Consider the following 13,127-nt stretch of genomic DNA (forward strand, 5'->3'; position numbering starts at 1 on the left):
AGAAGGGGAAAATCAACGGTAGGTTTGCTTTGCCTTAACGGCGGCCTTCAACGACGATTTCAATGTCGCCACGGCACAGGCCGATATCTTCCAGCTCGCGGTCCGACAGACCGCTCAGCGCGTTGCGTGTAACGCGGGCATCATTCCATTCGACAACGGCGTTTACGACCATTGCGAAAGTCGCGCCGATAGGGCCGACGAGGCCAAATGAGCCAGTGGTGGTGCGGGTTGTGTCCAGTGCAGCCATATCCTGTTTCCTTCCGGTTTGTGTTAAACTCTGATCTTGCGATCTGACGGGCATTTAGGGATGGTTTTCTGACTGCACAAGCATAGAAATTGCATGTGTCCTATGCGTTTTTTGCAATGCTCGAAAAACATGGAAACGCCTTAATTTATTGGCAATTTTGCCTTCATCAAACTGGTCGAAACCCGACCTTTTCCGGTCGTAATCAGCCCATTCTGTCGGAGACAGGACGACCGTGTCGCAATCTGACCATCAGTCAATTCGCTTGGAAAATGTTCTTGTTTCGTGCTAGTCGGTAAAAAAGAACACACAAACCCGAGCAGGCCGAGGCTATATATGCGAATTCTGGGCATTGATCCGGGGCTACGGACCCTGGGATGGGGCGTCATCGAATCACATGGCAGCCGTCTCAGTCATGTTGCCAATGGGTTATGTAAATCGGACGGGGATGATCTGGGAGAGCGGTTGTTATCGCTCCACAATCAGATCGTCGAAGTGATTGCCGAGCATCAGCCCGATCAGGCCGCCATCGAACAGACCTTTGTGAACAAGGACGGGGCCGGTACGCTTAAGCTGGGTCAGGCGCGGGGTGTGGCGTTGTTGACGCTGGCGCAGGCCGGATTGCCAGTGGGAGAATATGCGCCCAATCGAGTCAAGAAAACGGTTGTGGGCGTGGGCCATGCCGAAAAGGAACAGGTTCTTCATATGGTCAAGTTGCAACTGCCGGGCTGTCAGCCCAAGGGCGCGGATGCCGCGGATGCGCTGGCGATAGCGATCTGTCATTCCTTTTACGGGGCAACGCCACAGTCGCGGATGAAACAGGTGCGGGCATGATTGGCAAGCTGACAGGCCGGTTGGATTACCGCGCGGCGGATCACGTGCTGATCGACGTGCGTGGGGTCGGCTATCTGGTCTATTGCTCGGACCGTACGATGGCTGCGCTGCCGGGCGTGGGTGAGGCGATCTCGATCTACACCGACATGGTGGTGCGCGAGGATTTGATGCAGCTTTACGGGTTCCTTTCGCTGGTCGAGAAGGAATGGCATCGCCTGCTGTGCTCGGTGCAAGGGGTCGGGGCCAAGGTTTCGCTTGCAATCCTCAGCGCCTTGGGCCCCGATGGTGTCAGCAGGGCGATTGCTCTGGGCGATTGGGGGGCGGTCAAGGCAGCCAAGGGCGTGGGCCCAAAAACCGCGCAGCGGATCGTGCTGGACCTCAAAGACAAGGCACCCGGCGTTATGGCCATGGGCGGCACGGTGACCGAGGCATTGGATGGCCCCGCGCTGGATGTGGTGGAACTGACTGAACCGACACCTGTACCAAAGCGGCCCACCATAAGCGCATCAGGTAATGCAGCAGCATCTGCCGGGGCATTGTCGGCACTCTCCAATCTGGGCTATGGCCCGTCCGAGGCCGCGTCAGCCGTGGCCGAAGCCGCGGCAAGCTTGCCCGAAGCGGGTGAGGCGGACCTGATCCGCGCTGCGTTGAAACTGTTGGCTCCGAAAGGGTGATTGAATGGTAGATGCCGATCCCACCCTGCGCCCCGAGCCGTTGCCGGAAGACAATGACCGCGCCTTGCGCCCGCAGGGACTGGACGAATTCATCGGTCAAGCCGAGGCGCGCGCCAATCTGCGTATCTTTATCCAATCCGCTCGCCAAAGGGGTGAGGCAATGGATCATACGCTGTTCCATGGCCCTCCGGGTCTGGGCAAAACCACGCTGGCGCAGATTATCGCGCGTGAGTTGGGGGTGAATTTTCGGATGACATCTGGCCCGGTTCTGGCAAAGGCGGGCGATCTGGCGGCGATCCTGACCAATCTGGAAGCGCGCGATGTGCTGTTCATTGACGAAATCCATCGATTGAATCCAGCGGTCGAAGAGGTCCTGTACCCGGCGATGGAGGATTTCGAGCTGGATCTGGTGATTGGTGAAGGCCCGGCCGCGCGCACGGTGAGGATCGAGTTGCAGCCGTTTACTCTGGTCGGGGCCACCACCCGGATGGGGCTGCTGACCACGCCGCTGCGCGACCGCTTTGGCATCCCGACACGCCTGCAGTTCTATACCGTTGATGAATTGCACGAGATTGTCACCCGCAACGCGCGCAAGCTTGGGGCACCGGCTGATGACAGCGGCGCCCGAGAGATCGCGCGCCGGTCACGCGGAACGCCTCGGATCGCCGGGCGCCTGCTGCGGCGGGTGGTGGATTTCGCAATCGTCGAAGGCGATGGACGGATCACCCGCGATTTGGCTGATGGGGCGTTGACGCGGCTGGGGGTCGATCATCTGGGGCTGGACGGCGCGGACCGCCGGTATCTGAAGCTGATCGCCGAGAATTACGCGGGCGGGCCGGTAGGTATCGAAACCTTGTCGGCAGCTCTGTCGGAAAGCCGGGACTCGCTGGAGGAGGTGATCGAACCCTTCCTCTTGCAGCAAGGCCTGATCCAACGCACACCGCGTGGCCGGATGCTGGCGCAGAAGGCGTGGACGCATCTGGGCATGGCCGCACCCAAGGGGCAAAACGATCTGTTTGGTTGAAGCCGAGCCTGCGAGCTTTTAAGGGTTTCGCCAAACATTGTCCGATTGCCGAGGATTGCGTGTGACACCCGACGACATTCAAGCCCTGTTCACCCGCGAAAGCGGAGAGTTCCTGTTTGCGCGCTGGGGCCGCCCCATCGTGCCGATCGTCTTTGGGGTCGAAGATGAAAGTTTGGCCACGGTCAAAGGCGCGTTCGAGGCAGTGGTAACACTGGCAGGGCATCAGATGGCAGAAACCGACCCCGAGCTTGGCGCCAACTGCATGGTCTTTTTCTTCCGCGACTGGAAAGAACTGACAGAAGTGCCCGATCTGGACCGTTTGGTCCCTGATCTGGGGCCGTTGGTTGATCGGTTGATCGCGGCCGATGCCAATCAGTACCGGATATTCCGTTTTGAAGAAGACGGCGCCATTCGTGCGGCCTTTGTGTTTTTGCGGATGGACAATGAATTGTCGCAAGTCCCCGCTGAAACGCTTGCGCTCAGCCAGGTGGTGCAAACGGTGCTGCTCTGGTCCGATACCGCTTTTCGCAACCAGTCGCCCTTGGCAGTGGCGGGTGACGCGACGATATTGCGACCAGACATTGCCGGGTTGATCCGGGCGGCATACGATCCTGTCCTGCCGGGCGCGGCGCAGGATGCCTCTCATGCGCTGAGATTGTTTGCCAGATTGGATCAACCGCAATGAAGCACGTCTATTCCGTTAAAGTTTATTACGAAGACACCGATATGGGCGGCGTGGTCTATCACGCTAACTATTTGAAATACATCGAACGCGCCCGGTCGGACTATGTGCGGCGCCTGGGCAATGACCAGAATGCCATGCGTGACGCAGGTATCGTTTGGGTCGTGCGCCGGATCGAGGCGGAATACCTGGCCCCGGCCAAATTTGACGACGATCTGGAGATCGAGACCGAAATCAAGTCTCTGTCCGGTGTCCGTCTGATCATGGCGCAAGTGGTCAAACGGGGCGAAGAGGAGATTTTTCGCGCCATCGTTACCGCCGTCTGTATGAATGCGCAGGGCAAGCCCGTACGCCTTCCGGCAGAGATTCGCGCATTGTTGTAACAATTTGCAGGGCCCGGGTGGTTCTGTTGGCAATTCGCCCCCATCTGCGTTAGCGTTTGACAAAACAAGGCCGTAAGGCTGTCAGGCAAAACAAAGAGCAGGTTCATGGAAGCTGAAACGCTGGCGCTGGCGCAGGAGATCGATTTCTCCATGTGGGGGCTTTTTGCCCGCGCGACTTTTATCGTTAAACTGGTAATGCTGATGCTGATTGGCGCATCAGTCTGGTCCTGGGGGATCATCATCCAGAAACTGATCAATTACCGTGCTGCAAGGCGTGAAGCTCAGGTTTTTGATGAGGCTTTCTGGTCCGGGAACCCCTTGGATGAACTGTTCGAGCAGATCGGTACCCAACCCGATGGCAGTTCGGAGAAGATATTTGCCTCGGGCATGATCGAATGGCGCCGCTCGCACCGCACTGATGGCGGGCTGATAGCTGGTGCCACCGCACGCATTGATCGGTCGATGGATGTGGCCATCGCGAAAGAGGCCGAGGCGCTGCAAAAGGGCCTGCCCATTCTGGCCACTGTCGGCTCAACTGCACCCTTCATTGGTCTGTTCGGAACGGTCTGGGGTATCATGAATGCGTTCATCGAGATAGCCGAGCAGCAGAACACCAACCTGGCTGTTGTCGCGCCCGGTATTGCCGAGGCGTTGCTGGCCACCGGCCTGGGCCTGTTGGCCGCGATTCCGGCGGTGATTTTCTATAACAAACTCAGCGCAGATAGTGATCGGATCGTTGGAGGCTATGAAGCCTTTGCCGATGAGTTCGCCACCATTCTGTCGCGCCAGCTGGACAGCTGAGATGGGGGCTGCGGTTCAGCAATCCTCGGGCGGGAATGGACGCCGGCGGGGTCGGCGTCGCGGTCGCGCGCAGCCGATGGCTGAGATCAACGTCACACCCTTTGTGGACGTTATGCTGGTGCTGCTGATCATTTTCATGGTGGCCGCGCCCTTGCTGACTGTTGGTGTGCCTGTTGATCTGCCCAAAACGGCGGCCAGTGCGCTGCCCGGCGATAACGAGGAACCTTTGACCGTCACGCTGACCGCGGATGGCAGGGTGCAAATCCAAACCACGGATATTCTGCGCGAAGAGTTGATTGGAAAACTGCGTGCCATCGCAGCAGAACGCAGTAGCGACCGAGTGTTTTTGCGCGCGGATGGTGCGATCCCTTATGCGCAGGTGATGCAGGTAATGGGCGCGCTTAATGCGGGTGGGTTCTCCAATGTGGGGCTGGTGACCGATACGGGCGGCCCGACACTGGACGACGGTGGAGAGTGAGGCCGCACGGTGGATACCGGCACCAAGATCTCGGCGATTGCCCATGTCAGTCTGATTGGTTGGGCATTTTTCGGCGGCACCTTCCGGTCCGAACCATTACCTATGGCCGTGCAGGATGTCTCGGTCATTTCGGCTGAGCAATTTGCGGCAATGACCGCTCAGCGGGATGCACCCGAAGTGCCAACGCCAACAGCGCTACAGCCGCCCGAAGCCCCAACAGAAGAGGAGCCAGCGCCGGAACCGGTAGTGGAGGAGCAGCCTTCGTTGCAAGAGGCGGAACCTGCTGAACCTGACCCGGACCCGGACCCCGAGCCGGAACCCGTTGAGCCGCCGCCAGAACCGGTGGTGATTGAACAACCTCCGCTGTTGGACACGCCTGACCCCGAGATTGTCGATCTTACGGTGCCTTCCGGGCCTGAGGCACAGCCCAGCCCCGCCGAGAATGTCGCACCGGTGCCTGTTGCGCCGCCTCCGCCCGAGGCCGCGCCTGATGAAATCGAAACCCCGGCCGTATCTTTGGACGAGGGAGCCGAGACCCAGCAGGAACAGCAGGATCAGACCGCCCCCGAGGAAAAGGCTGACGAGATTGTGACCGAAGCGGAAGAGCCCAAGGAAAACGCTCCCCGAACATCGCCGCGCCCGCGGACCCGTCCCAACCGCCCGACACCGCCGGTCGAGCCCGAAGTGGCGGAGACGCCCGAGCCCGAACCCACAGAGCCCGCGCAGACGGAAACAGCCATCAACGATGCGCTGGCCGAGGCGTTGGGACAAGGGAGTGAACCCTCTGGTCCGCCCTTGACCAGCGGCGAAAAGGACGCGATGCGATTGGCTGTTTCCCAATGCTGGAACGTTGGGTCCTTGTCCACGGATGCTCTGCAGACAGTTGTTGTTGTCGGATTTTCGTTGACCCCTGATGGCAAGGTGGTTGGTGGCAGCTTGCGCATGATCGACAGCTCAGGCGGTTCTGACGGCGCAGCCAGACAAGCCTATGAGGCCGCTCGACGTGCCATTTTGCGCTGTGGAGCCAAAGGTTATGACCTGCCAACCGATAAATACGAGCATTGGCAGGATATTGAGATTACATTCAATCCCGAGAGGATGCGGATCAAATGATGAGACTTCTGACCAGCCTGTTGCTTGGCCTGACACTTGTGTCGGCACCTGTTCACGCCCAAAGTGGACCGCTTCGCTTGGAATTGGATCAGGGGATTATCGAACCCTTGCCCTTTTCGGTTCCGAATTTTGTGCCGGACAGCACAGCAGCTGCGCAATATGCCCAGGATATCTCGCGGGTTGTGGCCGCCGATCTAACCGGAACAGGGCTGTTCCGCGAAATTCTGTCTGATGCTTTCATCAGCCAAGTGGCCAGCTTTGAAGATCCCGTTCGGTTCGCGGATTGGAAAGCCATCAATGCCGAGGCTTTGGTGACAGGTGCTGTGAATGTGTCGGGCAATCGCCTGACGGTGCGGTTCAGGGTCTGGGATGTGTTTTCGGGGCAGGAACTGGGCAACGGTCTCCAGTTTGCCGGGACGACTGAAGGGTGGCGGCGCATGGCCCATAAAGTGGCGGATCAAGTCTATAGCCGTGTAACGGGCGAGGGCGCCTATTTCGACAGTCGCGTTGCCTTTGTCTCGGAAAGCGGCCCCAAAAACCAACGCCTGAAACGGCTGGCGATCATGGATTATGATGGTGCGAATGTGCAGTACCTGACCGACAGCGCCGCCATTGTTCTGGCACCACGCTTTTCACCTGCCGGTGATCAACTGCTTTATACCAGTTACGAATCCGGTCAGCCGCGCATCTATGTTCTGGATATTGAACGGGTCAGGCGGACTGAGTTGAACACCCAGGGCGGCACGATGAGCTTTTCGCCCCGGTTTTCGCCGGATGGACGGTCGATCGTCTATTCGCTTATTCAGGGCGGCAATACGGACCTGTGGAAAATGGATCTGGCTTCCGGGCAAAGCGTGCGGCTGACCAATACGCCCGCGATTGAAACCGCCCCCAGCTATTCGCCGGACGGTTCCCAGATCGTGTTTGAAAGCGACCGTTCGGGCACGCCACAGCTTTACATCATGCCCGCAAACGGGGGCGAGGCGACGCGGATCAGCTTTGGTCAGGGCCGTTATGGAACGCCGGTCTGGTCCCCCCGTGGCGATCTGGTTGCGTTTACCAAGCAGAACAAAGGCCGATTTCATATCGGTGTCATGCGAACAGATGGCAGCGAAGAGCGTTTGCTGACCTCGTCGTTTCTGGACGAAGGACCGACATGGTCCCCCAATGGCCGCGTAATCATGTTCACCCGAGAAACCCAGGGCGCAAGTGGCCGGGCGACGCTGTATTCGGTTGATATCTCGGGACGCAACCTGCGCCCGATCCGCACCCCGGATGGGGGCAGCGATCCGTCATGGGGCCCACTGCAGAATTGATCACGGCTGCTGGCAGGAAAAGTTCACAAGGAACCTGCACTATGCTACAGAGACGGCAATAAAGAGAAAAAACAACGAGGCACCTGAGATGAACGTATTGGGCAAAATCCTAGCACTAGGTGTGTTTGGCGCGTTGGCGGCCTGCACCAATAACGATCCGTCTGCGCTGGGCGGCGGCTTTGGCAATGGCGCAAATGGCGGGCTGGCCGCGGGCTCTCCAAGTGATCCGCGCTCACCTGCATATTTCCAGCAAACTGTTGGTGACCGGGTTCTGTTTTCGGTCGATCAGTCGACGCTTACTCCGCAGGCGCAGTCAGTGCTGCAGGGGCAGGCCGACTGGCTGATGGCCAACCCCGACTTTGTGGCAACGATCGAAGGCCATGCGGATGAGCAGGGCACGCGTGAGTATAACCTCGCACTGGGTGCGCGCCGGGCAAATGCCGCCCGCGAGTTCCTGATTTCCCGCGGAGTAGCGGGCAACCGGCTGACAACTGTCAGCTTTGGCAAAGAGCGTCCGATCGAGATTTGCAGCACCGAGGACTGCTATTCGAAAAACCGTCGTGCAGTGACGGTGCTGACCGGATCAACGTTGGGATAAGGCGATGAAACTAGCAGGATGGGTTCTGGCCGCAGTTTTGGCGACCGCCGGTTTGGCACAAGCACAAGATCAGCAAACCTTGGCGGATATCCGGCAGGAACTGACGGTGCTGCATGTGGAAATTCAGCGGCTCAAGCGCGAGTTTTCAACAACCGGCTCTCCGGCCCCGAACCTGTCCGGCAGTTCGATACTTGAACGCGTTGATGCCATAGAGGCCGAGTTGCAGCGCCTGACGCGCCAGACCGAGCAGTTGAACCAGCGTGTACAGAATATTGTAACCGACGGCACCAACCGCATCGGTGATCTTGAGTTTCGCTTGGTCGAACTGGAAGGCGGCGACCTGAGTACGCTCGGTGATACAACAACTCTGGGCGGAGAAACGGACATCACATCCGCAGCCCCTGCTGCTCCGACAGCGCCAACCGATTCCGACCTGGGTGAGTTGGCAGTAGGCGAGCAAGCGGATTTCAATGCTGCTGCTCAGGCGCTGGCCGATGGAAACTTCCAGGCCGCCGCGGATCAGTTCGCAGTATTCGATACATCATATCCCGGAAGCCCGCTTGCGCCCGAAGCACACCTAAAGCGCGGGCAGGCGTTGGAAGGCATTGGCGACACCCGCGAAGCTGCAAGGGCTTTTCTGGCCAGCTTCACGGGTGATTCCGAAGGCGCCTATGCGCCTGAGGCTTTGTTCGAACTGGGTGCTGCGCTGGGTCGTCTGGGACAGACCGAACAGGCGTGTATAACACTGAGCGAGGTCAGCGTCCGGTTCCCGGCCTCGGCATTGGTCTCCAGCGCTACGCAGGAAATGACGTCACTGGGTTGTACTTGACCACACAAGGCACACTCCTGAAATCCGAACTCCGCGCGCGATTGCCGGAAAACCTTCCGCGCCGTCTAGGCGTTGCGGTATCCGGTGGCGGTGACTCGGTTGCTTTGCTGAGTTTGTTGAAGCACATCGCCCAAGAGGAACAGGTTGAGCTGTTTGTCGCCACGGTGAACCACAATCTGCGCCCCGAAGCGGTGGCGGAGGCAGATTGGGTGGCGCAGCTTGCCCAGGGTCTGGGCCTTCCACATGAGACGTTGCACTGGCAGGGGTGGGACCAGACAGGTAACCTGCAGGATAGGGCGCGGCAGGCCCGGTACCAGTTGCTGTCAGACTGGGCGCGTGACAGGCAGATCGGCGCGATTGCCCTGGGACACACCGCCGATGATCAAGCCGAAACCATGCTGATGCGATTGGCGCGCGCTGCTGGTGTGACGGGATTGTCCGGCATGCCCGCAATGCGGAACTATCAAGGGATCATGCTGCTGCGGCCGATGTTGGGGATCACCCGGCAACAACTGCGCGATTATCTTGCCAAGATTGGGGCAGATTGGATCGAGGATCCATCGAATCACGACCGGCGGTTTGATCGTATCAAGGCGCGCGACGCGTTGACCGGCTTGTCCGAAATTGGGATTTCGGCGCATTCTCTGTCCCGCGTTGCTGAAAACCTTGCTCAAGCCCGTGAAGCATTAGAGCAGATTACGCAGGATTCCGCCCGTCAGGTCCTGAGTGTCGATGGCGGCGATATCTGTGTCGATCGCGCGCAATTTTCCACTCTGCCTGCGGAAATTCGACGTCGTCTTCTTACAGGTTGTGTCCGCTGGATTGCGGGCCGCGGATATCCACCGCGTCAGGCTGCAACAGACCGGGCGCTGCTCGCGATTGATCAGGGTGAGGCGGCGACGATAGGTGGATGCCTCTTGATCCCAAAAGCCGATAAAATGTGGATTTGCAGAGAGCTAAATGCCGTTGAGAGCGAAACCGGCGCACCCGGTCAGATTTGGGATGGACGGTGGATCCTGTCTGGCCCGGCGATTCCCGACGCGCAGGTTCACCCGTTAGGTGCGGCTGGTTTGCAGGCCGTGCCAGATTGGCGTGCACTTGGAAAACCGCGCGCCGCGCTTCTGGCGTCTCCGTCCGTCTGGAGTGGAGAGGTCTTGGTATCTGCACCTATGGTGGGTTTCTCAAATGGTTGGCTTGCAGAACTGACGCCAGAAGAGCCCGAGTTTCACTCTTCGGTTTTATCGCATTGAACCTGCTTGAATCATCTCTATTTTAAAGAGCAACCCGGCAGATCCCCATCTGCCGAAATCTTTTGGGAGATTTTTCTTGGGCAACGCTCGTAACATCGCCTTTTGGGTCGTTCTGTTTTTGCTGATCCTTGCACTGTTCAATCTGTTCAGCGGACCAGGTGGAACGCTTCAGAGCAATGAAAGAACCTATTCTGATTTCGTGACCGCTGTTGAAGGCGGCGAAGTCAAAAACGTGACATTGGATGGCGAGCAAATTCGCTATACCACGCAAAGCGGCGCAAGCTATGTCACGATCAAGCCCGGCGATGCCGAGGTGACCAAACTGCTGATCGATGAAAGCATCCCGGTTCAGGCTGTGAAACAACAGCAATCGGGCATTCAGTCTTTCCTGGTCACTCTTCTTCCTTTCCTGCTGCTGATCGGTGTCTGGGTCTACTTCATGAACCGGATGCAGGGTGGCGGCAAAGGTGGCGCGATGGGCTTTGGCAAGTCCAAAGCCAAGATGCTGACCGAAAAGCATGGCCGTGTAACTTTTGATGATGTCGCTGGCATCGACGAGGCCAAGGAAGAACTGGAAGAGATCGTAGAATTCCTGCGCAATCCGCAGAAATTCAGTCGTCTGGGTGGCAAGATTCCAAAAGGCGCTTTGTTGGTGGGCCCTCCGGGGACCGGTAAAACGCTGCTGGCCCGCGCCATTGCGGGTGAGGCGGGTGTGCCCTTCTTCACCATTTCGGGTTCGGACTTTGTTGAGATGTTCGTCGGTGTCGGTGCATCCCGTGTCCGCGACATGTTCGAACAGGCCAAGAAAAACGCTCCCTGTATCGTCTTTATTGACGAGATTGACGCCGTTGGCCGCCATCGTGGTGCCGGTTATGGCGGGGGTAATGACGAACGTGAACAAACGCTCAACCAGTTGCTCGTCGAGATGGACGGGTTCGAGGCCAATGAGGGCGTGATTATCCTGGCGGCCACCAACCGTAAGGACGTTTTGGACCCTGCGCTGCTGCGTCCAGGCCGTTTCGACCGCAACGTGACTGTCGGCAACCCCGACATCAAAGGCCGCGAGAAGATCCTGGGCGTTCACGCACGCAAGACGCCCCTCGGACCTGATGTCGATCTGCGCATCATCGCGCGCGGGACTCCGGGCTTCTCGGGTGCTGATCTTGCCAACCTCGTGAATGAGGCCGCGCTGATGGCCGCCCGCGTCGGTCGCCGCTTTGTTACCATGGAAGATTTCGAGAATGCCAAGGACAAGGTGATGATGGGTGCCGAGCGCCGCTCGATGGTGCTGACCCAGGACCAGAAGGAAAAGACTGCCTATCACGAATCAGGGCATGCCGTTGTTGGTATGACGCTGCCGTTGTGTGATCCGGTCTATAAGGCAACGATCATTCCGCGTGGTGGTGCGCTGGGCATGGTGGTGTCACTGCCAGAAATGGACCGCCTGAACTATCACCGCGATGAGTGTGAGCAAAAGCTGGCCATGACCATGGCCGGTAAGGCGGCTGAGGTGATCAAATATGGCGAGGACCATGTCTCGAACGGTCCGGCGGGCGATATCATGCAGGCCAGCCAACTGTCGCGCGCGATGGTGATGCGCTGGGGCATGTCGGACAAGGTCGGCAATATCGACTATGCCGAAGCGCATGATGGCTATTCAGGCAACACTGCCGGGTTCTCGGTCTCGGCCCATACCAAGGAACTGATCGAGGAAGAGGTCAAGCGCCTGATCCAGCAAGGATATGAGCGTGCGCATCAGATCCTTTCAGAACAGAACGAGCAATGGGAACGTCTGGCCCAAGGGCTGCTGGAATATGAAACCCTGACCGGTGACGAGATCAAACGCGTCATGAATGGCGAGCCGCCCAGCGAAAGCGATGACGAGGGCGATAAACCTGATGAGGGCAGCGCCCCCAGCGTGACAGCCATTCCGAAAACCAAGGTTAAGAAAACTCCGCCCGATGGCGGGATGGAGCCGGAACCAACGGCTTAAACTTTCAAAGACCCGGGCCTGTCCCGGGTCTTTTTTCTTTTCAATCGCGAAGGTTTGCCCTCTATTCCGCATCAGATGTCAGTTCTGAAAAAGGGATAAATATGCCGGTATTGCGCGAAACCGAATTCACGGGAGAAGTTGTTTGGTTGGGCCACGTACCAGCAGGTGAAACTCTCCGGGCCAATGCCGTGGACAGTCTGGATTTGGGTTTCTCGGGTGATCAAGGCGCGCGTCACGAAGGCGTGAATCGTACCTCTTGCGTGCGAGTCAAAAACCTGTACCCGGTAGGCACCGAAATTCGCAATGTGCGGCAGTTATCGATCCTGTCCGCAGAAGAACTTGATGCCATCGCGCAGGAAATGGGCTTGGGTAAGCTGGACCCGTCCCATCTGGGGGTCAGCATTGTCTTGCGCGGCATTCCGGATTTCACCCATATTCCGCCCTCGTCTCGTTTGCAGGTGGAAAATGGCGTGGCGCTGACGATCGACATGGAAAACCGGCCCTGTATCCTGCCGGGGCGCGAGATCGAGGCTGACTTGCCCGGGTATGGTGCGGCCTTCAAGCCTGCAGCGCAGGGACGGCGGGGGGTCACGGCTTGGGTCGAAAGACCCGGAGAGCTGAACCTGGGCGATGAGCTTACACTGTTTGTCCCCGATCAGAGAGCCTGGACACCATAAGGGACCGCAATTTCCGATCGGAAGGTGCCGATGTGACGCTACGACGTTTCAAGGCGCAATTATGTCGGAATCCATAGCCACCAATTTGGTACACAACGGTATGGAGTGAGCAGCGCCGGCGTTCTGCGTCGGGTTTGCACGGAATTCAATCAGGGACCGAAACCCAATGAGCTATAAATCTGACATCGAAATTGCGCGTGAGGCGAAGAAGAAGCCGATTCAGGAGATTGG

General features: G+C 58.4%; 15 protein-coding genes. 14 read left to right on the forward strand and 1 reads right to left on the reverse strand.

The window, feature by feature from the left end; genetic code table 11:
• Positions 1-34: 34 nt before the first annotated feature.
• Positions 35-247, reverse strand: a complete 213-nt coding sequence (locus tag AC2FGB_RS19185) for a DUF1127 domain-containing protein (protein ID WP_496694662.1) — start codon at positions 245-247, stop codon at positions 35-37.
• 333 nt (positions 248-580) lie between these two features.
• Here AC2FGB_RS19185 and ruvC point away from each other — a divergent pair, with 333 nt between their 5' ends.
• The 14 genes from ruvC to AC2FGB_RS19255 all read left to right on the forward strand — a co-directional run bounded on the left by ruvC (position 581) and on the right by AC2FGB_RS19255 (position 12,896).
• Complete coding sequence (gene ruvC / locus AC2FGB_RS19190) at positions 581-1,078, forward strand: crossover junction endodeoxyribonuclease RuvC (RefSeq protein ID WP_142640175.1); 498 nt, start codon at positions 581-583, stop codon at positions 1,076-1,078.
• Positions 1,075-1,752 carry a Holliday junction branch migration protein RuvA gene (gene ruvA, locus AC2FGB_RS19195; RefSeq protein WP_496694663.1) on the forward strand — a complete coding sequence of 226 codons (678 nt, stop codon included), beginning with the start codon at positions 1,075-1,077 and terminating at the stop codon, positions 1,750-1,752. The genes ruvC and ruvA overlap by 4 nt, the downstream gene beginning before the upstream one ends.
• A gap of 4 nt (positions 1,753-1,756) precedes the next feature.
• A complete protein-coding gene (gene ruvB, locus AC2FGB_RS19200; RefSeq protein ID WP_142640179.1) occupies positions 1,757-2,776 on the forward strand; it encodes a Holliday junction branch migration DNA helicase RuvB in 1,020 nt (339 codons plus the stop codon).
• Between the two features lie 61 nt (positions 2,777-2,837).
• Entirely contained in the window at positions 2,838-3,461 is a 624-nt protein-coding gene (locus tag AC2FGB_RS19205) for a hypothetical protein (RefSeq protein WP_142640181.1), read from the forward strand.
• Complete coding sequence (gene ybgC / locus AC2FGB_RS19210; RefSeq protein WP_142640183.1) at positions 3,458-3,841, forward strand: tol-pal system-associated acyl-CoA thioesterase; 384 nt, start codon at positions 3,458-3,460, stop codon at positions 3,839-3,841. The genes AC2FGB_RS19205 and ybgC overlap by 4 nt, the downstream gene beginning before the upstream one ends.
• A 105-nt stretch (positions 3,842-3,946) precedes the next feature.
• A complete protein-coding gene (gene tolQ, locus AC2FGB_RS19215) occupies positions 3,947-4,642 on the forward strand; it encodes a protein TolQ (RefSeq protein WP_142640185.1) in 696 nt (231 codons plus the stop codon).
• Position 4,643: 1 nt separating this feature from the next.
• The gene (gene tolR / locus AC2FGB_RS19220; protein WP_142640204.1) at positions 4,644-5,120 is read left to right on the forward strand and encodes a protein TolR; all 477 of its coding nucleotides are present in this window, start codon (positions 4,644-4,646) and stop codon (positions 5,118-5,120) included.
• Positions 5,121-5,129: 9 nt separating this feature from the next.
• On the forward strand, positions 5,130-6,233 hold the full coding sequence (gene tolA / locus AC2FGB_RS19225; RefSeq protein WP_496694664.1) for a cell envelope integrity protein TolA: 1,104 nt from the start codon (positions 5,130-5,132) through the stop codon (positions 6,231-6,233).
• Positions 6,230-7,549 (forward strand): Tol-Pal system beta propeller repeat protein TolB, encoded by a 1,320-nt coding sequence (gene tolB / locus AC2FGB_RS19230; RefSeq protein ID WP_142640188.1) that lies wholly within the window; start codon positions 6,230-6,232, stop codon positions 7,547-7,549. The genes tolA and tolB overlap by 4 nt, the downstream gene beginning before the upstream one ends.
• Positions 7,550-7,637: 88 nt before the next feature.
• Positions 7,638-8,147: a peptidoglycan-associated lipoprotein Pal gene (pal, locus tag AC2FGB_RS19235; protein WP_281973807.1), complete on the forward strand. Its 510-nt coding sequence runs from the start codon at positions 7,638-7,640 to the stop codon at positions 8,145-8,147.
• Positions 8,148-8,151: 4 nt separating this feature from the next.
• Positions 8,152-8,976, forward strand: coding sequence for a tol-pal system protein YbgF (ybgF, locus tag AC2FGB_RS19240; RefSeq protein WP_496694665.1), 825 nt, complete (start codon positions 8,152-8,154; stop codon positions 8,974-8,976).
• The gene (gene tilS / locus AC2FGB_RS19245) at positions 8,973-10,226 is read left to right on the forward strand and encodes a tRNA lysidine(34) synthetase TilS (RefSeq protein ID WP_496694666.1); all 1,254 of its coding nucleotides are present in this window, start codon (positions 8,973-8,975) and stop codon (positions 10,224-10,226) included. The genes ybgF and tilS overlap by 4 nt, the downstream gene beginning before the upstream one ends.
• A gap of 76 nt (positions 10,227-10,302) precedes the next feature.
• Entirely contained in the window at positions 10,303-12,219 is a 1,917-nt protein-coding gene (ftsH, locus tag AC2FGB_RS19250; RefSeq protein WP_142640196.1) for an ATP-dependent zinc metalloprotease FtsH, read from the forward strand.
• A gap of 101 nt (positions 12,220-12,320) precedes the next feature.
• Positions 12,321-12,896, forward strand: a complete 576-nt coding sequence (locus AC2FGB_RS19255; RefSeq protein WP_271952269.1) for an MOSC domain-containing protein — start codon at positions 12,321-12,323, stop codon at positions 12,894-12,896.
• Positions 12,897-13,127: the final 231 nt, after the last annotated feature.

Source organism: Ruegeria sp. CDSC021, assembly GCF_059610845.1.